Raw genomic sequence first — 21,477 nt, 5'->3', positions numbered from 1 at the left:
TGCCAGCTCGGCCCCGCGGCGGCGCCCCCCCCCCCCCCCCCCCCCCCCCCCCCCCCCCCCCCCCCCCCCCCCCCCCCCCCCCCCCCCCCCCCCCCGCCGCGGGGTTCACCGGCGCCGGTACCCGGCCAGGCTCTCGTCCGGCACGTCGTCGAGGTTGACGACGATGTTCTCCGGGGTGCGGGCGGTCAGCCAGACGAGGTCCTCGGTGGTCGACATGTTCGCTTCGACGTGCGGCATGAACGGCGGCACGAACACGAAGTCGCCCGCGCTCATGTCCACGAACTCCCGGTACTGCTCACCGTAGTAGATGCGGGCGGTCCCGGTGAGCACGTAGCCGCCGGTCTCGGCCTCGCCGTGGTGGTGGGGTAGGGAACGGTACCCGGGTTCGTTGCTCACCTTGCCGAACCAGATGCGGCCGGCGGGGGTGTGCTGGCGGCTGACGCCGGAAACCCGGACCGCGCCGCCGGACTGCCCCGTGTCGCGGTGCTCCTCGCCCGCGCGGGTGACGACGGGGCGGACGGTGGTGACGTCGGTGTCGGTCATGGTCCCTCCCGGGATCAGTGTCGTGTGACGACTTGTTGACGGCCGTCAAGTTAGCAGCAGAGGAGTTCGACCGGAAGGGTCGCGACCCGCCGCGGTCAGGGACGGCGCAGGCGCTCGTCGGGGACGACGGCCACGCCGACGATCTCGATCATCGCCTCCGGCTGCCACAACCCCGTGCAGCCGATCCCGGCCATCGCCGGGTACACGGGACCGGCCAGTTCGCGCCAGACCCGGCCGATCTCACGCCCGTGGGCCTGGTAGTTCGGGATGTCGGTCAGGTACAGGGTGATGCTGACCAGGTCCTCGGGGATCCCGCCGACCTCGCGCAACGTGGTGAGCACGTTGGAGAACGCCTGGCGGAACTGCTCGACGATGCCGCCGGGGACGATCCGCATCTCGGCGTCCAGCGCCGTCTGCCCCCCCAGGTGCAGCGTGTTCCCGCTCAGCGTGCCGTGCGAGTAACCGCTCGGTGCGGGGAGCGTTCCGGGGTTCACAGGGGTCGGGAGCATCGCGCCTCCATCGGGTCGGAACGGCGCCGGGAACGGCGGCCGGACTCACCGGGCATTGACTTTCGTTGACGAGCGTGAAGAATACGTCACATCGATCGTCGGCGACAGCCCCGGGAGGCACTGGATGCGGTTCGCGACCCTGCGACTGCCCGCAGGAGGAACCACCGCGGCGGTCGACCGCGGTGACGGCTGGCACCGGCTGCCGGCCCCCGACCTGTCGGCCCACCTCGCGGCCTCCCACGACCGGGACGTCGCGGAACTGGTCGGGGAGCCGGTGGGCGACGGCGAACCCGTCCTGCCCCTGCCGGCCCCCGCCAAGGTCGTCTGCTGCGGCCTGAACTACGCCGACCACATCCTGGAGATGGGCCGGGAACTGCCCGCACATCCCACCCTGTTCGCCAAGTTCGCCGACACCCTCGCCGGGCCCGGCGACGTGCTGGAACTACCGGCCGGTTCCCACAACGACTGGGAGGGGGAACTGGCCGTCGTCGTGGGGACCGCCCTGCGCCACGCCGGTCCCGAGCAGGCCGCCGCGGGCATCTGGGGGTACGCGGTCGCCAACGACGTCTCGGTGCGCGACTGGCAGAACCGCACCCTGCAGTGGTTCCAGGGCAAGGCCTGGGACGGGTCCACCCCGCTGGGCCCGGTCGTCGTGACCCCCGACGAACTGGACCCCGTCGCCGGGGTCGAGGTGATCACGCGGGTCGACGGCGTCGAACGGCAGCGAGGCAACACGAAGACCCTCGTGTTCGACGCGGCCCACCTGCTGTCCTACGTCTCCACCTTCACGCAGCTGCGGCCCGGGGACGTCGTGCTCACCGGCACCCCCGGCGGTGTCGGCTCCGGGATGCGGCCACCGCGGTTCCTCACCGACGGCGCCCTGCTGGAGACCGAGATCCCCGGCATCGGGACGCTGCGCAACCGCATCGCCCTCACCGGGCCCACCGGCGCCGGGCAGGAGCTCGCGTGAGCCCCACCTCCGAGACGTTCACCGCCGCCGTCACCCTGCGCGAGACCCGGCCCGAGCACCACGACGTCGCCTTCACCGCCACCACCCAGCCGTGCCCGTGGCCCAAGGCCTACGGGGGGGACCTCGTCGCCGCCGCCGTGGCGGCGGCCATGCGCACCGTGCCCGACGTCGCGACCGACGCCGGGAACGGGAAGTCGCTGCACTCCACGCACTCCTACTTCATGCGGCCCGCCGACATCGGCGCCGACGTCACCTGCGAGGTCGAGGTCCTGCGCGACGGCCGCGGGTACAGCACCCGTCAGGTGCGGGCCTACCAGCGGGGGAAGGCGGTGTACGTCGCGCTCGCCTCCTTCGCGACCGGCGAACCCGGCGAGACCTTCTCCTCGCGGCCGCCGCAGGTGCCGGGCCCGGAGGAGCTGCCGACCTCCGCGCAGCACCTGGCCGAGCACCCCCACGACCTCCCGCCGGCAGCGGCCGACTACTGGGGCGGCGGCCGCAGCTTCGACCTGCGCCACCTGCCCGGGCCGCTCTACCTCGACGTCGAGGGGGGCCGGGCGCCGCACCAGGCCGTCTGGGTCCGCCCCTTCGACGCGCTGCGCCCGGTGGAGGGGCTGTCCCGCGCCCAGCGCGACCTCGCCGCCCTGGCCTACGTGTGCGACTACACGATCCTGGAACCCGTGCTGCGCGTCCTGGGCGCCCCGTGGTCCCGGCCGGGACTGGTCACCGCGAGCCTGGACCACGCCATGTGGTTCCACCAGGTCCCCGCCGAGGGCGACCTCGACGGCTGGCTGCTGTACGCCCAGGACGCCGACCACGCCGGTTCTGGGCGCGGCCTGGGACGAGGACGTTTCTTCACCCCCGATGGCCGGCACCTGGCCACCGTCGTCCAGGAAGGCCTCGTCCGGGCGTCCTGACCCGCCCGGCCGTCCCCGCTCCGTACCGGAAGGAACCCCGATGAACATCGCCATCGTTGGCGGCGGCCCCGGTGGGCTCTACCTGGCCGCCCTGGTCAAGCAGCTCGACCCCGCCCACCGCGTCACCGTCTGGGAACGCAACGCCCCCGACAGCACCTTCGGCTTCGGTGTCGTCTTCTCCGACGAGACCCTCGGCGGCATCGGCGCCGCGGACCCCGTCGTGCACGAGCGGATGGCCCGCAGCTTCGCCCGCTGGACCGACATCGACATCAGCGTCGACGGTCACGCCCGCACCGTCGGCGGGCAGGGTTTCGCGGCGATGGGCCGCAGGGAACTGCTCCAGGTGCTGCAGGAGCGCGTCGCGGAGCTGGGGATCGACGTGCGGTACCGCACCGAGGCTCCCGACGTCGACGAGTTGCGGGCCACCCACGACCTCGTGGTGGCCGCCGACGGCGCGAACTCCCGCGTCCGCACCAAGTACGCCGACGCCTTCGGCCCCTCCCTGGACCACCGGGAGAACAAGTACGTCTGGCTGGGCACCGACGTGGTCTTCGAGGCGTTCCAGTTCCTCGTCAAGCAGACGGAGTGGGGCACCATGCAGGTCCACGGGTACCCGTACTCCGAGACCGCCTCGACGTTCATCGTCGAGATGCACCAGGACGTGTGGCGGCGGGCCGGTTTCGACGCCACCGAGGGCGAGACCTTCCCCCCGGGCGTCTCCGACGAGCACGCCGTCGAGCGCATCCGGGAGATCTTCGCCGACGAGCTCGGCGGCCACCAGGTCCTCACCAACAACTCCAAGTGGCTGAACTTCACGACCGTCCGCAACGAGTCGTGGTACCACGGGAACGTCGTCCTGCTCGGTGACGCCGCCCACACCGCGCACTTCTCCATCGGCTCGGGCACCAAGCTGGCGATGGAGGACGCCCTGGCCCTGGCCGCGTGCCTGCACGAGCAGCCCGACGTCGAGACCGCGCTGCGCACCTACCAGGACGAGCGCAAACCGGTCGTGGAGTCGACCCAGCGCGCCGCGCAGGCGTCGCTGGAGTGGTTCGAGAACATCGGCATGTACGCCGGTCAGGACCCCACCCGCTTCGCGTTCAACCTGCTGACCCGCTCACGGCGCATCACCTTCGAGAACCTCAAGGACCGCGACCCCGGTTTCGCGCGCGAGGTCGAGTCCTCCTTCGCCCGGTCGGTGGGCTCGCACCAGGACGCCCCGGCGATGTTCCAGCCCGTCGACATCGGCCCGCTGCGCCTGCCCAACCGGGTCGTGGTCTCGCCCATGGACGTCTACAGCGCCGTCGACGGCGTCGTGAACGACTTCCACCTCGTGCACCTGGGGTCCAAGGCCCTCGGCGGAGCGGGGCTGGTCATGACCGAGATGGTCTGCGTCGCTCCCGAAGCCCGCATCACCCCCGGCTGCTCCGGGTTGTGGAACGACGAGCAGACCCGCGCCTACCGCCGCGTCACCGACTTCGTCCACGAGCGCAGCGCCGCCAAGATCGGAGTGCAGCTGGGCCACGCCGGGCGCAAGGGATCCACCCGGCTCATGTGGGAGGGCATCGACCAGCCGCTGACCGAGGACAACTGGGAGGTCGTGGGTCCCTCCGCGCTGCCCTACGGTGAGGGCTGCCACGTCCCGCGCGAGGTCGACCGCGAGGACCTGCGTCGCGTCGTCGCCCAGTTCGCGGACGCCGCCCGGCGCGCGGTCGAGGCCGGTTTCGACCTCGTCGAGGTGCACGCCGCCCACGGCTACCTGCTGTCCTCGTTCCTGTCGCCGCTGGCCAACCAGCGCTCCGACGAGTACGGCGGCACCCTGGAGAACCGGCTCCGGTTCCCCCTGGAGGTGTTCGACGCGGTCCGCGCCGTCGTTCCCGAGAACATCCCGGTCACCGTGCGCATCTCGGCCAGCGACTGGTACCCCGACGGAAACACCGAGCACGACGCCGTCGAGATCGCCCGCGCCTTCGTCGACCACGGGGCCGCGGCCGTCGACGTCTCCTCCGGGCAGGTGGTGAAGGACGAGCAACCGCGGTTCGGCCGTTCCTACCAGACGCCGTTCGCCGACCGGATCCGCCAACTGGTCGCCGAGCCGGCCGGGGCGAAGGTCATCGCCGTAGGTGCGATCTCCTCCTACGACGACGTGAACTCCATCCTGCTCGCCGGGCGCGCCGACCTGTGCGCCCTGGGCCGCACCCACCTGTACGACCCGCAGTGGACGCTGCACGCCGCCGCCGAGCAGGGGTACCGCGGGGACGGTGCGGTGTGGCCGGACCAGTTCCGGGCCGGTCGCCGCCGGCCGCCGACGGCCCGCACCGACAAGGTGCCCCCGCGGTTGTCCCTGCTGCGCGAGGGGGCCGTGGAGCGTGACCGCGTGCGCTGGACCCCGCACCGCCCCGCCGCCGACGCCTTGGTCGAGAACGCCCAGGTGCAGCCGCCCCCGCACGTGTGACCCTCTGCAGGCCGACATTGCGACAGGCCCAGCGTCGGTGACCCAGGTGGGACGTTGGGGCGGCGGACGTCGTCGGCCGGGGAGTGTTCCAGGACCTCGTCGATGACGCAGGTGCGGTGGAAGCGGGCCACCACCGACATGCGCCGGGAGACGGTGGAGGCGACGAAGCGTCGGGTTTCCTGCATCCACCGCACGTACAGCTCGATGCGGGGGCGGCGGGCGGCCAGTGGGTCCAGGCCGCGAAGCCCACACCAGCTGAGCTAGGCGCAGGTCGGATTCGGCGTGACGGCGGGTTGGCTTGGGCGTGCAGCACGTTGCGGTGCGCTACACCGAGCGGCTCGCGCTGGAGGGAGCGGTCGGCTCTACCGGCGACTGCTACGACAACGCGATGACCGAGGCGTACAACTCGTTGTTCGAGGCCGGATGCATCCGCAGTCCGCGCCTACCCTGCCGCCACGGTCCGTGGCGGCATCGACGACGTCGAGCGGGCGGTCATCGACTACGTCGACTGGTACAACACCCGACGGTTGCACGGCGAGCTCGGTATGGCTCCGCCGGGCGAGTTCCAGGCCGCAATCGAGGCCGGTCTCGAGGAGGTCACCGCGGCCTGAGTCTTGTTCCACACTCTTCCGTGGAACCCGGGCCTTGACAGCCACGTGGGGTGCGGGCAGCGGTGTCCCCGTGGCTGACGACAGACGGTCGCCTCTTCACAGGGCCCCTTGCCACGGCAGAAGGTCGTTGCAGTGGGGGTTGCTGGTGCTCACGGGCGGGCCGGGACGTCAGGCGGCGACATCGATCGTGAACCCGTTGCGGCGCAGACGGTCCACCAGTGGGTTCCCGATGCCGGTGGCGGGGGTCAGGACACCGGCGCGGGCGGGCAGGCGCTCGCCGTCCAGGGCCAGCGCCAGGGCGCTCTGGCCGAGCATGACCGCGGTCGCGGCGTACCCGGGGTCGCCTTGGGCGGCGATGGTCACGCTGGCGCGGCGCCCGGACTGGGTGCGCGCGTCCAGGCGGAGGTGGAAGCGGCCGGTGCGGCGGGTGCGCTGGCTGGGGCCGGTGCCGGGGGCGGGCAGCAGGCGGTCCAGCAGCGGCCGCAGGGGTTGAACCGCGAGCAGGGCTGTGAGCCCGGCCAGTACCCCGGTGACCGCGGTGGCTTGCAGGGCCGCGGTGGGCCCGGAGAAGGCCATGACTTCGGTGTAGCGCAGTCGTGGGCCGTAGGCGTGGTCGAGCAGGGCGTTGCTGCGCCGCACGACCCGGGTGTTGTAGGAGGCCATGACGAAGGGCGCCACCCACTCACCGGTCCGCTCCCCGCTCGTCTGGCGTCGGTGGGGGCCGAAGGTGTCGGGTTGGGGGCCCAGGTCCGGTTCGCTCGCGCGGTCGGGGCTCAGGGCGTACGGGTCGGCCAGCAGCGCTCGGGCGTGCCGGTCGCGGCGGGCGGTGTCCAGCTGCAGGCGCAGCGAGTCGATCGTGCCGCCGCTGAAGCCGCCGCGGGCCGAGAGGACGTCGAGTGTGGCGCTGGCCAGCGGCCCGGCGTGTTGTGCCTGCGCCCATTGGTGCGCGAGCAGCACGGCCAGGTCGGAGGGCACCGAGTCGAAGCCGCAGGAGTGCACGATCCGGGCCCCGCTGGTGCGGGCGGCGTGGTCGGCGGCGTCGATGCTGGCGCGCACGAACAGGACCTCGCCGGTCAGGTCGGCGTAGTGGGTGCCGGCGCGGGCGCAAGCCTGTACCAGTGGCAGTCCGTGCCGCAGGTAGGGGCCGACGGTGGAGACGAGGACGTGAGTCGACTGCGCGAGCGTACGCAGCGAGGCCTCGTCGGAGGCGTCGGCCACCACCAGCGGCCAGTCCGCGGCCACGGGCCCCAGGTCGCGGGCTACGGCCGCCAGCCGCTCGCGCGAGCGGCCGGCCAGAGCGATCCGCGTTCCGGCGGGGGCGTGGGCGGCCAGGTGGGCCGCGGTCAGCCGCCCCACGAAGCCGGAGGCGCCGAACAGCACGATGTCCACGTCGCGAGCCACGCCGTCACGCTAACCCGCCGGGCCCGGCCCCACCCGCGGTCACCGTGCTCACATGACCCTTGGCAGCACGTTGTGTCCGTCGTGCCGGCGGGCGGTGCTCAGCCGTTCATCGACGCCGAGGTCGCCACGCGCGTCGGGGTGGAAGTGGGCCACCAGCAGCGCAGCAGGTCCCGTTCCAGGGTGGTGAGGTGGACGGTGAGCTGCCAGAGCGGGTCGGTGTAGGTGCCGTGCAGGCCCAGGGTGTCGGCGGCGTGCTTCACCCGGCTGTTCCTGCAGTTCGGGCGGGGGAGGCGACCGTTCTCGACACGCCTGTTCTCGGGACGTCGCCGCCAGAGGCGTCGAGATGCGCGAGGAGCCCGGCGAGGTCGGCCAGGGTGTGGATGCGGGCGGCCTCCTGCAGCGGGCCGGTGTTGTCGCGGTCGAGGTGGATCGCGTGCAGGCCCGCGGCGCGGGCAGCCAGGACGTCGACCACGTGGTTGTCCCCGACGTAGACCGCCTGCTGCGGTGCGAGGCCGAGGCGGGCGCAGGCGGTCAGGAAGGCCTGCGGGCGGGGTTTGGCCACGCCCAGCTGCTCGGCGGTCAGCACCGGTCCCAGGCGGTCGGCCAGGCCGATGGCGGTGATCTTGTCGTTCTGCTGTTGGTGGGTGCCGTTGGTCAAGACCGCGACCTGCAGGCCGCGGGTGTGCAGGTCGCTCAGGGCGGCCTCGACGTCGGGGTAGGCGGCCCACGCGGTCTGGTAGGCGGGCAGGTAGCCGATGGTGAACAGCTGGTCCAGTTCGGCGTCGTCGCCGACGGGCAGGTCCAGCAGGGGCAGGACGTCGCGCAGGCGGCGTCGGCGTTGTTCGTCGAAGCTGATGTGCCCATCGCGCCAGTGGTTGAAGTGCCGTTCTTCGGCGGCCGTCCAGGCGGCTTCCAGGGCCGGGGTGCTGTGGCGGCCGAGTTGCTCGATCCAGGTGCGCAGGCCGGTCAGGGCGGCGCTGGGGTGGTCGAAGAGGGTGCCGTCGAGGTCGAAGATCACCGCGTTGATCGCCACCCGAGCACCGTAGAGCCTGGCCGTGGGGGGTCGTCCATCACGCGATCCGCGGGATGACCACGAGGTCGAATCGGCCCCGTCAGGTCGCCTCAAAGGTGGAATGGCTGAGCAAGTCGGTCAGCATCTGCCGGTGTTCAGGACGCGCCCGGAGCAGCTGATCGAGCTCGTCGAGGCTGAACCAAGCGAGGCGGTCGTGCTCGTCAGGGCAGACGTTGCTGGGCTGTCCGCTCCAGCGCCGCACCCGCCAGGTGCTCAGGTAGAGCTCGGTGTCGGGTGCACGGAGCACGAGGTGCAACCGGATGGTGGGTTCATCTCGCAGTCCAGGCCTTCGACACCGAACTCCTCGTACAGCTCTCGGCGTAGGGCATCGGGCAGACTCGCCGGCCTCGACGTGGCCTCCAGGCAGGTCCACCTGGCGGGGTGGGCGCGGCGGTCTGCGCTGCGCAGGGCCAGGAGCGCGCGGTTGTCCCGGATGAGGATGCCGACGGCAACGGTGTGCGCCGGCGAAGCCGAGCAGAGAACCTGGGCAACGCTGCCCCGGACCACGACCAGGCACTCAACGCGGGATGACCGTGACGTGACCCGTAGGGCGCCGTTGTCAATGCTCAAGCGGCGGAGACATGCCGCCCCGAGTCGTGGTTGCTCAGCCGAGCCGCGAGTCGAAACTGGTGTCGTCGATCGCGGCGTCGGCGAACCAGCCGAGGACCTTCGCGCCGGCCACGGACTCAGTGAAGTCTCCGGCCCGCAGCCGGTCCGACAGTCGTATGACCTCGAGCGGGACGTCGGCCAGGATCCGGCGGTCCGCTGTCCACCCGCGCTCATGTCACGCGGAACACCGGCCACCCGATCTCGGTGCGCCAGGCGGCCGGATCGCTCGTGTCCCGGGGTCCGACGCGGTAGACCTCCCGCACCGGTCCCGCCACCGACATCGCGTTCTCCACGACCCAGGTGCCGAGCTGACCGTAGGTGACCTCCACGCCATCGTGCTCACCGACGTGAGTGGTCACCGCCAGCTCCGCGGCCGGCAGGGTCTCGGAGTGCACCCGCCCGGTGCGCAGCGGAGCGGCCGTCGGCAGGTAGACGAGCACGCGGCCGCGGCCCTCCTCGAACAGCGCATTGTCGTAAGTGCCACCCGGCGGCCCGCTCACGCCGTCACCCACGGCCGCCTCCAGCTCGGCCATCGCGCCGGCGAACCACGTCTCAACCTCGCGGTCACCGATCACCGCTTCGATCGCCGCGACCGTGCGGGCGGGTTCGGCGCGCAGCTCGACCTCGATGGGCGCGGGATCAGGGGCGAGGAGGCGGCGCAGGGAGGTGACCGCGGCCCGGGTGCGGTCCAGCTGCTCCTCCAGGCGCCGGAGGTGTTCCCCGACCAGTGCCGAGCGAACCCCGGGGTCCGGCGTGCGCAGGATGCGCTGCACGTCGCTCAGGGGGACGTCGAGCTCGCGCAGGCGGTTGATGACCTGGGCGCTGGGGATCTGCTCGACGGAGTAGTAGCGGTAGCCAGTGCCATCGTCCACCACGGCAGGCTCCAGCAAGGCGCCCTCGTGGTAGCGGCGCAGGGTGCGCACGCTCAGGTGGGTCAGCCGGGAGAACTCCCCGATGGTCAGCACCGCGCCAGTGTGGAGGCTCCCCCTGGGGGAGGGTCCAGTGCTTGACCCTCCGGCGCCGCGAGGCCGCACGGTGGCGGCATGGCACACACCAACTCCCGCTCCGACCTCCGGCCCGACGCCCTCCCGAGCACCGTCGACGACTTCCTCGCCGCCAGCACCGTCCACGACGCCGACACGGCGTCGGGGTTCCTCGCCGAGGACGTCGTGGTGGTCGACCAGGGCGAGACCTTCCGAGGACACGAGGAGGTGTACGCGTTCGTGCGCGACGCCGGCGCCGAGTTCGAGTACACCACCGAGAAGATCGGCACCCGCCGCGTCGACGACGAGCACTGGGTGGTGACCCTGCGCCTCGAGGGCACCTTCCCCGGCGGCGTCGCCGAGCTCGACTACCGGTTCACACTGCGCGAGAGCCTGATCACCGAACTCGTCATCGCCAACCACGAAGCCTGAGCCCCGCACCGCCCGCACCGCCCGCACCGCCCCGCAGACCATCAGGAAGAGGAAGAATGTCCAGCAAGGAACGCGACCGCCTCGACAATCGCCGCGCGCTCGTCACGGGCGGCTCCAAGGGGACGGGCGGAGCCGTCGTCGCGCGCCTGCGGGAGATGGGCGCGGACGTGTGGACCACGGCCCGCACGATGCCCCAGGGGTACGAACGCCCCGACCGGTTCATCGAAGCCGACACCTCGACGAGCGAGGGCGCGCAGCTCGTGGCGGATCGCATCACCAAGGAGGTCGGTGCGCTTGACGTCCTCGTGCACGTCGTCGGGGGCGCTTCGACGCCCTCGGGTGGGTTCGCGGTCATCACCGAGGAGCAGTGGGTCACCGAACTGAACCTAAACTTCCTGGGTGCGGTGCGCCTCGACCGCGCCCTCCTCCCGGCGATGATCGAGTCCGGGTCGGGCGTGGTGCTGCACTTCACCTCGATCCAGCGCGAGCAACCACTGTACGAGGCGTCCCTGGCGTACGCGGCAGCCAAGGCCGCGCTGCGCACCTACAGCAAGGGACTGGCCAACGAACTCGCCCCGCGCGGGGTGCGGGTCAACGCGATCAGTCCCGGCGGGATCGAGACGGAGGCCTACGAGCGGTTCGTGGACCGGATCGCCGAGGGCAACGGACTCACGCGGCAGGCCGCCAAGCAGAGCATCTACGACTCCCTCGGTGGAGTTCCGCTGGGGCGGTTCGCGCAGCCGCAGGAGATCGCGGATCTGGTCGGTTTCCTCGTCTCCGACCGCGCCAGCGCGATCGTGGGCGCCGAGTACGTCATCGACGGCGGCACGGTCCCGACCGTGTGAGCCGACCGTGTGAGCCGACGGCGGGCGGCACCGAGACCATCGGCGCCGCCCCGCCCGAAGGTTCCACCCGAAAGCCCCGCCCGAACACTCCGCAAACACCGACGACGAGGAACCCCTGAGCAGGCACGTCACCGAACCGTCTCCGCTCCCGCCGGGTGGGCCGTCGGGGGAGTCGTTGACGACCACGACCTGGCCGTCGGGGTCGACCTTCACGACCCGGCTGCCGGTGCGCACGGTGCCCGGTGCACCCGCCGCCCACGTGAAGCGGCGCCGAAGACGTGGCCGGCGATCATCGACCGCACGCCGGGCCCGTACAGCTCCCCGGCTCGCTCGATGCTGACGGCCACCTCCCTGCGCGCGGCCGCGGCCAGCAACCGTTCGGCCAGCCAGGCCCGCAGCACCCCGTGGGCGCTGACCGGCCGGTACGGCGTGGTCTCGGTCATCGGTCCATCGACCTTGCCGTACAGCCACGTGTCGTCGGCGGACACCAACCGGGCTCCCGCCCGGCTCGCGGCTGTCGTCGCCGCGTCCAGCATCGGCGGGAAGTCGCGGCGCCAGGACGGCAGCGGCGGCATCGCGCACAGGTGCACCGCGTGCGCTCCCCGGCACGCCCGGGCCAGTCCCGTGCCGTCGGCCGCGTCGGCGGCCACCAGTTCCAACCGCCCCGCAGACCGGGCCCGCACCGGCAGTGACCGCCCATCGCGGGTCACCGCCCGCACGAGGTGCCCCGCTGACAACAGCTCACGCACCACCCGGTGCCCGGTCGCTCCCGCGGCGCCGACCACCACGTGCACCTGTTCCCCTGAGCGTTCCCTTGCGCGCTCCACGTCGCGCCTCCCTTCCACCTGCCCCGCGGTCGGGGCAGTGCCGTGAGCGAACCGCCCTGCGCTCAGGTGTCACTGAGTTCCCGCTGAGGCCTCAACCACCCCGCCCCGGCCGTCCAGCGCTACCCGGCAGTCGTTGTGAGTGGGCCTGGCGACCTCGAAGCAGGACCAGCGGGTTGCAAGCGAACAGCGCGGTTCCTCCACGGCCACTTCAGGACCGCCTCGGTACGGCCTCGGTACGGCCTCGGTACGGCCTCGGTACGGCCTCAGGGGGACCTGCTGCACCGGGCCCACCTCGCCGCGCGGCCGGTTCCGGTGCGCCGGGTCACCACCGCCCGGCTGCGGCAGGCGATTCAGCAGGCGCTGCCGTGCACTCCCGCAGCCCAGCAGGTGGCCCATGCCATGAGTTCCGAGCACGGCCTGGACAAGGCTTTGCAGGCGGTGGAGGCGGTGGAGGCGGCGGTGCGCGGTGCTCAGCGCTTCGTGCCTGTCCGCACCCGTCCACGCGAAGCACGACCGTGGCGGTGAGTTGAACTCGGCTTCCCAACCCACCGCTGAGCCGCCGCGGACCCGTCACCGGTCAGTCAGTCCCCGGAAGGCGGGAGCGATTCCTGCCGCCCTTCACGCACACCCGCAGTCGTGGGCGTCAGGGCTCGGATCCAGTGAAGACCATCGACCGGCGACTTCGAGGGCGAGACGACGCTCCGGCGCGGACCAGGCGCCTCAGCCGGTCCGTGTGATCGACGGTGGCGTGGAGGTGGCAGCTCCCTCAGCCGGCAGACCGACGGTGGACAGTCTGCCGAACTCCAGTGCACGCACGCCTTCACGGATCACCGGGTGGTCGTCTCCGTCCTCCGCCGCGCGTCGAGGCGTTGGAATCGAGTGTCCAGTGGGCGTGGGCGGTCTCGCACGTTCCGCGGTGAACCCGTGCCTGGGCGTTCAGGCCAAGGGCAGCGCCCAGCGCCACACCGCACCGTTGCCAGGGTCCTCCTCCTCCTCCTCCTCCTCCTCGCCTGTGCGCTGGAATCCCAGTGCGGCCAGGACACGGCTGGAGGCGTTCTCCTCGGCCAGGGTGCGCGCGACGACCGTGTCGACAACGCCTGAGACGCGTGCCTTCTGCACGAGTGCCGCAGCGGCCGCGGTGCCCAGGCGGCGCCCGCGGAAGGCCGGCGCGATCTCGTAGCCGATCTCGACGGTACGTCGCCTCGGCGGGCCGTCGAAACCGCCGGAACCGACGAGCAGCCCGGTGCCGGTTTCCCGGAAGAAGTGCATCCACCAGCCGAGCTGCTCGGGATGCTGCTGCAGTTGCTCGCGGGTGAAGGGCACCGCTTCGGGGAACGCCGGCCATCCCTCAGGTAGCGGACTGGAGAGCATCTGGGCAAGAGCCGCTCGCCGCCGCTCCAGCGCCCGCAGGTGCTCGATCGTGGCCGGCACGAGCGTCACCGGAGGTGGCGCCGCGCCACTCATGGCGTGCTCCGACGGGTTTCCGCGTCACCGGACCGGCGGCCGTTCACCGGGCGCGCACGGACCCGCTGATCAGGGCGGAGCCTCACCGCCGACCTCCGGCGGTCCGGGCGGGAACGTCCAGCGCGGCCAGCGCCGCGTCCGGGCTGGGCCACGTGTCGTGGGCCGGGGCACCGGGGTCGTACAGGTGCCCCCAGGCGGCGGCCACGGCACGGGCACCGGCGGCTTGCGCGGCGAGCAGGTCGGTGGGGGCGTCACCGACGTACACCAGCCGGGAAGGCGCGACGTCGAGCAGCCGCGCGGTCAGCAGCAGGCCGTCGGGGGCCGGTTTGGGACGCTGGACCAGGTCCCCGCCGACGAGGAGGTCCACCTGCAGCCCGGCCGCGTGCAGCAGACTGCGCGCGCCCCGGACGGCCGCGCCGGTGAAGACGGCGATGCGGTGACCGTGGGCGCGCAACGCCGCCAGGGTCTGCCGCACGCCCGGACAGGGCTCCACCGAGACGGCCTCCAGGCGTCGGTAGTAGGCCTCGGCCTCACCGGGGCGCAACGCACGGCGCAGCAGGTGGCCCAGCACGGCCTCCGGTACCCCCAGCGAGTAGGCGGCCACGACCTCCTCGACGTCCACGGCCGGGCCGCCGAGTTCGGCGACGGCCTCGACGAACGCGGCAGGCACCACCTGCGAGGAGTCGATGAGCGTGCCGTCCATGTCCCAGACGATGTGCGGTGACCCGAGGGCCTGCTCGGGAGAGGAGGCGCGGCGGGCCCCGGGCGCGGTCCGGGGCGCAGGGGGTGCGCAGGACGTCACCCGGCCCGTTGCCGGGCCTGCCGTCGTCTGGCGACGCCTCAGCCAGCTCTCCGCCTGCTCCCGGGTCCGCGCGCCGCCGTCCAGGACGGCGCGGCAGACCGCCCAACCGCCGGGGTAGTCCGGTCGCCGGTACCAGGCCTCCTTGATCCGCAGCACGGCGGCGCGCTGAGTCCGGCTCAGCTCCTCGCGCCAGCGCTCGTGCAGCTCGGCGACGTGAGCGTGGTCGTCGTGCAGGAACAGCGACAGGTCGAGCCTCCACGACTCGTCTGCACCGCGATCGGCATCGTGCGCGGCGGCGTCCCGTTCAGCGGCTTCGCGCACCCGGACCACCACGTGGAAGCGCTCGTCGCGCTGCTCGCCCGGTGTCCGGCCGCCGCGTTCGTCGGCGACGTCGAAGCCCTCGACGCCGGGCAGCGACGCCAGGCGTGCCAACAGGGTGGCCACGTCGCCCGGGGAGAAGTCGGCGCCCACCCGGACCGCCACGTCCAGGTCGCGGTCCACGACCAGGCCGGAGACCAGACTGCCCATCGTGCGCACCGGTCCCAGCGCCGACAACAGCTCGACGACGTGCAGTCGCTCCAGCAGGGCGGCCCCGGCCCGCTGCCTGGCCTCGGCTCGTCGCAGCAGCGCGGGCTCGTCGTCCGGTGGACCGGTCTCGCCGGTCTCGCCCGGAGCACCGGGCCGGTCGGCGCCGGCGAGGGGACCGGTGGGCAGGTGCAGCTGCATGGCCAGGTCGGTGAACTCCTGCCCGCCGCGCCGGACGAGCTGTGGGCGCACGAGCGTGAACCCGACGTTCTCGAAGAAGGGACGGGCGGTCAGGCTGGCGTCGACGGTGAGCCGCGCGAGCCGGCGCGCGGTGGCCAGGCCCAGGAGATCCCTCCACAGGGCGGTGCCGACTCCGCGGCGGGCGTGGTCGGGGTGGACGTGGAACATGCCGACGTGCCCGTCCTCGGACAGGTCGGCGAAACCGGCGACGAGGCCGTCGCGCACTGCGACGCGGGTGCCGGCGGCTGCCCGGCGACGACCCCACTGCGCGACGTCGCTGCCCGGCGGCGTCCACGCCGCCCGCTGGACGGGGGAGTAGTCGGCGGCGGCGGTGACGTGCACGCTGAGCCGGAACAGTTCCAGGGTGGGCGCGGCGTCTGTGGGTTCCCAGGCACGGACGAGGATGGGCACGCGGCACTGTGGCGCACGGCGGGAGCGCCTGTCCAGTGGTTTCGGCTGCTCGAACGCCGGCCGGCGGCGAACAACTCTTGAACTCCCGGACGACCGGGGCGACGATGACCCGTTGGTTCGTCCTCCACCACGAGAACTGACCTGAAGTCTGCCGTTCTGTCTGTCCCGCAGTCGTATTGTACCAGGGCGAGGAGTGTCCGACCAGTGAATCCCCTCGACGAGGAACAGGAGTTCCTCACCACCTTCCACGCCGTGCGCCGCGAAACACTCAGCGCACTCGGTCAGCGGCTGCGACACCTGTTGCAGCACTCGGCCCAGTCCGGGCAGGCGCTCCTGGAACGGGAGGCGCGCGTTCGCCAGGTGCGTCGACGGACGGCCGCCTTGGAGGCCGCCGGGGACGGACTGTGCTTCGGGCGCCTGGACCTGGAGGACGGGGCGGTTCTGCACGTCGGCCGGGTGGCGCTGTCCGACGACGCGCACGCCCCCCTGCTCCTCGACTGGCGCGCGCCGGCGGCCCGGCCCTTCTACACGGCCACCGCTCGCTTCTCCGAGGGAGTGCGACGACGCCGCCACATCGCCACCCGCGCCGAACGCGTCGTCGCCGTCGACGACGAACACCTCACCGCGCCCGAGGACGTGGGCTCCGGCTCCCCGCAGCTGGCGCCGGGCGGTCCGTCGTCGTCGGCGCTGCTGTCCGCGCTGGAACTGCCCCGCACCGGAGTGATGCGGGACATCGTGACCACCATCCAGGCCGAACAGGACGAGATCGTCCGCGCCCCCCTGCCGGGGGTGCTGGCGGTGCAGGGAGGGCCCGGAACCGGCAAGACGGCGGTGGCCCTGCACCGCACGGCCTACCTGCTCTACACCCACCGTGAACTCCTCGAAGCGCGGGGTGTGCTGATCGTCGGCCCGAGCCGCACGTTCCTGGACTACGTCGGGCAGGTGCTCCCGGCGCTGGGGGAGACCGCGGTGGTGATGGTCACCGCGGGGCAGTTGCTGCCGGGAGTGGACACCGAGCACGAGGACCCACCGGAGACCGCGCAGCTCAAGGGTTCCCCGGTGATGCTCGACGTCCTCGCCGCCGCGGTCGCCGACCGCCAGGCGGTTCCCGCCGCCCCCGTCGAGCTGGACCTGTCCGGGTTCACGCTCGCCGTCCCTCCTCGACTGGTCGCCGCCTGTCGCGAGCGGGCCCGGGCCAGCGGACTGCGGCACAACCGCGCCCGTGCCCTGTTCGCCGCCCGGCTGTTCGAGGCCGTCACCGCCGAGTACGTCGCGCAACTGGGCGCCGACCCCTTCGGCGGCCCGAACCTGCTGGCCGGCACAGACGTCACCGACCTGCACACCGAGGTGCGCGAGTCGCCCGACGTCCATGCGCTGCTCGAGCAGTGCTGGCCGGTGCTCGACCCGCAGCGGTTGTTGCAGGAGCTGTTCACGTGCCCGCAGCGCCTGCGACGCGCCGCGGCCGACCTCGCCGAGGACCGACGCGCGCTGCTGCTGCGTGCCCCGGACGCGCCGGTCACGGTCTCCGACGTGCCGCTGCTGGACGAGGTGGCCGAGCTGCTCGGGGAGTTCCCAGCCCCCTCGGACGCACGGCGCCCGCGGACGGCCCGCGAGGACCAGCAGGCCTACGCCCGCGGCGTCCTGGAGGTTCTGCACGGCTCCCGGTCCACCGACCTCGAGGACGGGGAGGAGAGCGAGCAGCTCAGCGCCGGTGACCTGCTGGGCGCGGACAATCTCGCCGACCTGCTCGCCGCGCGCTACGAGGCCGCCGACGAGCGCACCAGCGCAGAACGCGCCGCCACCGACCGGACCTGGGCCTACGGGCACGTCGTCGTCGACGAGGCCCAGGAGTTGACGCCCCTGCAGTGGCGGGTCCTGGCCCGACGCTGCCCCACCCGATCCATGACCGTCGTGGGTGATCTGCACCAGTCCGGCACCGTGGGTGCGGCGGCCGACTGGGAGCAGGTGCGCGCGTGGATCGGCCTGGCCGACGATTCCCCGAACTGGCACCGACGGGAGCTGACGACCAGCTACCGCACCCCCGTGGAGGTCATGGACGTCGCTGCTCGGGTCCTGCGTCGGATCGACCCCGAGGCGCGGCCACCCCGAGCGGTGCGGCGCAGCGGACGGCCCGCCGTCGTGAGCGGAGGCGACCGCCGGGAACTACCCCGCCTCGCTCTGGAAACCGCCCTGCGCGCCGCCGACGAGGAGTTCGGCACCGTGGCCGTCATCGGGGTGCCCGAACACCTGCCGCTCGTGCACCGCGCCCTCGACGACGCGCCCGCGCCGAACGCTGTCCGCACGCGCCTCAGCGTCTTGGATCCGCGCGGGGCGAAAGGACTCGAATTCGACCACGTCGTCGTCCTCGATCCCCGGGCGATCGCCGAACGTGGGCCGCGAGGGTTGCACGACCTCTACGTCGCCACCACTCGCGCGACCCGGCAGGTGAGCATGCTGGGCGTGCAGGCGCGGAACCGGTGCCCACTTCCGACCCCCTCGGAACCAGGCACCTGATGAGCGACTTCGGCCCGGGGTGACCGGTTCTGTCGCGTTGCCCGCCGCGTCGGCGCGGGCTTCACGGCAACCGGACACGGTGAGGACGCTGGGCTCCCGCAGGGGTGCGGGCGCAGCGCTTCGGTGCGGCAACCGCACCCGTCCACCCACAACCCGGCCACGGACACCTGATCGCTGTTCCTCCGACCAGCACTCGTGGGGTACCGCATCGGTGGGGCGTCCTTCCTGTCCTCCCCTTCCTGCCCGAGAACTCGATGATCACCACCACACCCAGCACCACGAACACGCCGGCCGTCCTCCTCGGCCTTTCACGTTCTGCCGCGGCGTTGGTCTCCAGGATGCGCAGCGCGCGGACGGCGGGGTGGGGCAGGACAGGCGCCTCGATCAACCGGTGCGATCAACGGTGGCCCTGGATGTGCCGGCTCCTGGAGCCAGCGAGCCGGCTGTGGACACGGGAACGGTGACCTGGACGCGGGTCCCGCCCTCCGGCGGGGTGGTGATGTCGACCTGCCCTCCCACGGTCTGCACCCGCAGGACCTGGGAGCTCAGGCCGATGTGCCCCTGCTGCAGCCGCTGGGGCAGGACCGCTGGGTCGAAGCCGGTGCCGTCGTCGGTGACCGTCAGCTGGATCGACCGGCTGGCGCGGTTGCGGGTCTGGGATCTGCGTTCGCCTGGTGACGGCTCGTCGGTCTCACGCAGGTCGACGGTGACGTGGTGGGCGTGGGCGTGCTTGGTGACGTTGGTCAGCAGTTCGCGGGCGAGGCTGTAGACCACTTCCCGCACCGGCTCGGCGTTCTGCTCCGAGTGCGGCTGGGCGCCGTCGTCGGCGCCGACCTCGACGCCGACCTCGACGCCGACCTCGACGTCGACCTCGACGTCGAACCCGCCGCGCTGCGCCTGCTGCTCGGCCAGTTCCCGCAGGGCCGGTCCTAGCCCGAGCTGGGACAGGACCTGGGGGTGCAAGACGGTGACGATGGAGCGCAGTTGTGTGGCCGCGCGCCGCAGCGTGGCCTCGGCACGTACCAGGTCCTCGGCGTCCCGGTCTTCGGCGTCCCGGTGGTCCTCGTCGTGGTCGTCCTGGCCGCGGAAGCGTTCGAGGGCGGCTTCGACGTCCCAGCGGGCGGCCAGGAGATCTTGCAGGGGTCCGTCGTGCAGGTGCTCGGCGATGCGCTTGCGTTCGCGTTCCTCGGCGGTCAAGGCGTCGGCGACCAGTCGCTGCTGGGCTTCCAGCAGGGTCAGGACTGCCGCGGAGCGGTGCAGCAGCAGCAGGGACAGACCGGTGGTGGCCCCGGCCAACCACAGCAGGAAGGCGAAGTGCAGCCAGATGACCGAGTCGGGCAGCGGAGCCGACCGGTCGGGGTGCAGCAGCCACAGGACGAGGTAGCCGATGGAGGTGGCCAGGCCGACGGCTGCGGTCAGGGCGGGCCGGTACTGGAAGGCCAGCACGATGGGCAGCAAGGCGAACACCGGCTGCAGCAGGGAGCTGGCCCCGCCGCTGGCGGCGGACAGGGCGGCCAGGGCGGCCACGTCGGCGGCGGCGCAGATCCAGTAGAACCAGTTGAACCAGGCGGTTCCCCGCAGCCTGGGCAGGGTCAGCAGCAGACCGATGGCCCAGCCGGTGTAGATCAGCAGGACCGTGCGGTAGGTCTCGGGGTGGAAGTGCTCGACGGGCACCACCCAACCGAGTAGGGACAACAGCACGATGAGGGGGATGCGCAGCGCGGTGGTGACCTGTACCGCCTGCTCGGTGTAGTGCTCGACGACCTGCTGGCGCGAACCCGCGGCGCGCGGACGGGCCAGGCGGGAACCTGTCACTTCGTGCACCGCCTCGTGTCTGGGACCGTGGTTGCGCCGCTTCTGTGGAGGAGTCCTCGTCCCAGCAGTCCTCGTCCCAGCAGTCCTCGTCCCAGCAGTCCTCGTCCCAGCAGTCCTCGTGCCAGAGGTCCTCATTCCAGGAGTCCCCGGCGCATCGCCTCGGCCACCGCTGCCGCGCGATCGGACACGCCCAGTTTCTCGTAGAGGTTCTGCACGTGGGTCTTGACCGTGGAGGGGGCCAGGTACAAGCGGCGGGCCATGCCGGGAACGGTGACGCCCTCGGCGATCAGGGTGAGCACCTGGCGTTCCCGCTCGCTCAAGGCCGGGCGGTCGTCGTTGCGGCGCTGGCGGATCTCCCCGACCAGCGAGGCGGCCAGGGCAGCAGGGACGACGTCCTGGCCGCGGGCGCAGTTCAGGACGGCGCTGACCAGTTCCGCCCGGCTGGACTCCTTGGGCAGGAAACCCGCCGCGCCCTCCTGCAGGGCGTGGTAGACGATCGCCGACTCGGTGTGGGCCGACAGCAGCAGGACGCGGGTGCCGAGGCCGTCGCGGCGCACGGCGGCGGCGACCTGGGCGCCGTCGAGTTCGGGCATCCGGTAGTCCAGCACGGCCACGTCGGGGTGGTGCTCCCGGACGGCGTTCAGCGCATCTCGCCCGTCACCGGCCTGAGCCACGACGTCGACCTGGCCGCTGGACTCCAGTGCACGGACCACGCCTTCGCGGAACATCGGGTGGTCGTCTCCGACGACCGCTTGCACCTTGGCTGACGAACTCCTCACCGCTGCCTCACCGCTGCTTCCCCACCCGTCGAGGTGCCGGCCGGTTGCTCCGCCGCACCCACCGGCCGGCTGGCCGGTGCAGATGGCGTGAGTGTCCTCTGCTGCGGGCTCGTGGTCACCTCTGCGGCGCTGAACCTGGCGCAACCCCGAGCAGGGGTCGGCGGTTCCGGGACCGGGTTCGTGGGATCGGGCGGTGTGCGGTGGGGCGCCGGTCCGCTGCGGTGATGCGTGAGGCCGGGAACCGGGCCGCCTGCCGACTGCGGAGGTCCAGGAGTTCGGCCTGCACCGCGACCATGACGGCGATCATGAGCAGGATCTGGCCGAAGCCGCCGCCGGTGCTGGTTCCTGCCGCCCAGGCCAGGGCTCCCAGGGCGAACTTGGCGGCGATCAGCCCCAGGAACAACCCGACGGTCACCGCAGTGCCGCGGCGCAGGACGCGGCCGTCGGAGGTGGTCCACACGCGGGTGAGGCGGGCACGGGCGATGCCGACGGCCACGCTGAGGGCCAGGCCGGTCAGCAGCAGGGCCCACCCGGTCAGGTCGTGGGGGGCGCCGAAGCCGCCGACGATCAGGGCGGTCCCTGCGTACAGGGCCGGCAGGGCGAAGCGGCGCGCTCCGTGGGTGATCGGCATGGTGCGGGTCTGCTGGTAGACGGCCCAGGTGCTCAGGGCGATCAAGGCCGTCATCTGCAAGGGGGACACGTGCGGGCTCCTGTGGGCGGTGACGGGTCGTTCGCAGGTGGTGGCGTGCCGGGACA

The 21,477-nt window shown here is 72.5% G+C and carries 22 protein-coding genes; 8 read left to right on the top strand and 14 right to left on the bottom strand.

The genetic code is table 11. The features are described from left to right. Nucleotides 1–105 precede the first annotated feature (105 nt). Both ACRYR2_RS22840 and ACRYR2_RS22835 read right to left on the bottom strand, forming a co-directional pair. Nucleotides 106–543, bottom strand: coding sequence for a cupin domain-containing protein (locus ACRYR2_RS22840; protein WP_432565190.1), 438 nt, complete (start codon nt 541–543; stop codon nt 106–108). Between the two features lie 95 nt (nt 544–638). Beyond that, nucleotides 639–1,052 carry a RidA family protein gene (locus ACRYR2_RS22835; protein ID WP_432565189.1) on the bottom strand — a complete coding sequence of 138 codons (414 nt, stop codon included), beginning with the start codon at nt 1,050–1,052 and terminating at the stop codon, nt 639–641. A 124-nt stretch (nt 1,053–1,176) separates the two neighbouring features. On the opposite strand from ACRYR2_RS22835, the gene ACRYR2_RS22830 reads away from it, so the two are divergent. The 4 genes from ACRYR2_RS22830 (at nt 1,177) to ACRYR2_RS22815 (ending at nt 6,002) form a co-directional block, all read left to right on the top strand. Next, the gene (locus ACRYR2_RS22830) at nt 1,177–2,022 is read left to right on the top strand and encodes a fumarylacetoacetate hydrolase family protein (RefSeq protein ID WP_432565188.1); all 846 of its coding nucleotides are present in this window, start codon (nt 1,177–1,179) and stop codon (nt 2,020–2,022) included. After that, a complete protein-coding gene (locus ACRYR2_RS22825; RefSeq protein ID WP_432565187.1) occupies nt 2,019–2,936 on the top strand; it encodes an acyl-CoA thioesterase in 918 nt (305 codons plus the stop codon). The genes ACRYR2_RS22830 and ACRYR2_RS22825 overlap by 4 nt, the downstream gene beginning before the upstream one ends. A gap of 40 nt (nt 2,937–2,976) precedes the next feature. Further along, a complete protein-coding gene (locus ACRYR2_RS22820; RefSeq protein ID WP_432565186.1) occupies nt 2,977–5,391 on the top strand; it encodes a bifunctional salicylyl-CoA 5-hydroxylase/oxidoreductase in 2,415 nt (804 codons plus the stop codon). 470 nt (nt 5,392–5,861) lie between these two features. Continuing rightward, nucleotides 5,862–6,002: an IS3 family transposase gene (locus ACRYR2_RS22815; RefSeq protein WP_432565193.1), complete on the top strand. Its 141-nt coding sequence runs from the start codon at nt 5,862–5,864 to the stop codon at nt 6,000–6,002. Between the two features lie 168 nt (nt 6,003–6,170). On the opposite strand, the gene ACRYR2_RS22810 is transcribed toward ACRYR2_RS22815, so the two are convergent. From ACRYR2_RS22810 to ACRYR2_RS22785, 6 genes are all read right to left on the bottom strand, one after another. Continuing rightward, on the bottom strand, nt 6,171–7,403 hold the full coding sequence (locus ACRYR2_RS22810) for a saccharopine dehydrogenase family protein (protein ID WP_432565185.1): 1,233 nt from the start codon (nt 7,401–7,403) through the stop codon (nt 6,171–6,173). Nucleotides 7,404–7,501: 98 nt separating this feature from the next. After that, nucleotides 7,502–7,663, bottom strand: coding sequence for a hypothetical protein (locus tag ACRYR2_RS22805; protein WP_432565184.1), 162 nt, complete (start codon nt 7,661–7,663; stop codon nt 7,502–7,504). After that, complete coding sequence (locus tag ACRYR2_RS22800) at nt 7,660–8,436, bottom strand: HAD family hydrolase (protein WP_432565183.1); 777 nt, start codon at nt 8,434–8,436, stop codon at nt 7,660–7,662. Before ACRYR2_RS22800 ends, ACRYR2_RS22805 begins: the two co-directional genes overlap by 4 nt. A 79-nt stretch (nt 8,437–8,515) precedes the next feature. Then, a complete protein-coding gene (locus tag ACRYR2_RS22795; protein ID WP_432565182.1) occupies nt 8,516–8,722 on the bottom strand; it encodes an NUDIX domain-containing protein in 207 nt (68 codons plus the stop codon). Further along, nucleotides 8,689–9,258 (bottom strand): NUDIX domain-containing protein, encoded by a 570-nt coding sequence (locus ACRYR2_RS22790; protein WP_432565192.1) that lies wholly within the window; start codon nt 9,256–9,258, stop codon nt 8,689–8,691. The genes ACRYR2_RS22795 and ACRYR2_RS22790 overlap by 34 nt, the downstream gene beginning before the upstream one ends. Beyond that, nucleotides 9,255–10,049, bottom strand: a complete 795-nt coding sequence (locus ACRYR2_RS22785) for a MerR family transcriptional regulator (RefSeq protein ID WP_432565181.1) — start codon at nt 10,047–10,049, stop codon at nt 9,255–9,257. Before ACRYR2_RS22785 ends, ACRYR2_RS22790 begins: the two co-directional genes overlap by 4 nt. Before the next feature lie 78 nt (nt 10,050–10,127). Here ACRYR2_RS22785 and ACRYR2_RS22780 point away from each other — a divergent pair, with 78 nt between their 5' ends. Together ACRYR2_RS22780 and ACRYR2_RS22775 are read left to right on the top strand one after the other, a co-directional pair. After that, nucleotides 10,128–10,499 (top strand): nuclear transport factor 2 family protein, encoded by a 372-nt coding sequence (locus tag ACRYR2_RS22780; protein WP_432565180.1) that lies wholly within the window; start codon nt 10,128–10,130, stop codon nt 10,497–10,499. Nucleotides 10,500–10,555: 56 nt separating this feature from the next. Beyond that, nucleotides 10,556–11,344, top strand: coding sequence for an SDR family oxidoreductase (locus ACRYR2_RS22775; RefSeq protein ID WP_432565179.1), 789 nt, complete (start codon nt 10,556–10,558; stop codon nt 11,342–11,344). 209 nt (nt 11,345–11,553) lie between these two features. Here the strand turns inward: ACRYR2_RS22775 and ACRYR2_RS22770 are convergent, their stop codons facing one another. Then, nucleotides 11,554–12,171, bottom strand: coding sequence for an NAD-dependent epimerase/dehydratase family protein (locus ACRYR2_RS22770; RefSeq protein WP_432565178.1), 618 nt, complete (start codon nt 12,169–12,171; stop codon nt 11,554–11,556). Between the two features lie 312 nt (nt 12,172–12,483). Here ACRYR2_RS22770 and ACRYR2_RS22765 point away from each other — a divergent pair, with 312 nt between their 5' ends. Further along, on the top strand, nt 12,484–12,696 hold the full coding sequence (locus ACRYR2_RS22765) for a hypothetical protein (protein ID WP_432565177.1): 213 nt from the start codon (nt 12,484–12,486) through the stop codon (nt 12,694–12,696). Nucleotides 12,697–13,107: 411 nt separating this feature from the next. Here ACRYR2_RS22765 and ACRYR2_RS22760 read toward each other — a convergent pair whose 3' ends face one another. Both ACRYR2_RS22760 and ACRYR2_RS22755 read right to left on the bottom strand, forming a co-directional pair. Then, nucleotides 13,108–13,602, bottom strand: coding sequence for a GNAT family N-acetyltransferase (locus ACRYR2_RS22760; RefSeq protein ID WP_432565176.1), 495 nt, complete (start codon nt 13,600–13,602; stop codon nt 13,108–13,110). Between the two features lie 115 nt (nt 13,603–13,717). Then, nucleotides 13,718–15,613 (bottom strand): GNAT family N-acetyltransferase, encoded by a 1,896-nt coding sequence (locus ACRYR2_RS22755; RefSeq protein WP_432565175.1) that lies wholly within the window; start codon nt 15,611–15,613, stop codon nt 13,718–13,720. Between the two features lie 204 nt (nt 15,614–15,817). Here ACRYR2_RS22755 and ACRYR2_RS22750 point away from each other — a divergent pair, with 204 nt between their 5' ends. Beyond that, on the top strand, nt 15,818–18,127 hold the full coding sequence (locus ACRYR2_RS22750) for a HelD family protein (protein ID WP_432565174.1): 2,310 nt from the start codon (nt 15,818–15,820) through the stop codon (nt 18,125–18,127). Nucleotides 18,128–18,511: 384 nt separating this feature from the next. On the opposite strand, the gene ACRYR2_RS22745 is transcribed toward ACRYR2_RS22750, so the two are convergent. From ACRYR2_RS22745 to ACRYR2_RS22735, 3 genes are all read right to left on the bottom strand, one after another. Beyond that, complete coding sequence (locus ACRYR2_RS22745; protein WP_432565173.1) at nt 18,512–19,942, bottom strand: sensor histidine kinase; 1,431 nt, start codon at nt 19,940–19,942, stop codon at nt 18,512–18,514. A gap of 131 nt (nt 19,943–20,073) precedes the next feature. Beyond that, entirely contained in the window at nt 20,074–20,700 is a 627-nt protein-coding gene (locus ACRYR2_RS22740; RefSeq protein WP_432565172.1) for a response regulator, read from the bottom strand. Between the two features lie 136 nt (nt 20,701–20,836). After that, nucleotides 20,837–21,421: a DUF1453 domain-containing protein gene (locus tag ACRYR2_RS22735; RefSeq protein ID WP_432565171.1), complete on the bottom strand. Its 585-nt coding sequence runs from the start codon at nt 21,419–21,421 to the stop codon at nt 20,837–20,839. Between the last annotated feature and the right edge of the window lie 56 nt (nt 21,422–21,477).

Source organism: Kineococcus deserti (assembly GCF_050871945.1).
Taxonomy (GTDB): Bacteria; Actinomycetota; Actinomycetes; order Actinomycetales; family Kineococcaceae; genus Kineococcus.
The sequence above is the reverse complement of the archived record's forward strand: the minus strand, read 5'-3'. Positions and strand labels throughout refer to the sequence as shown.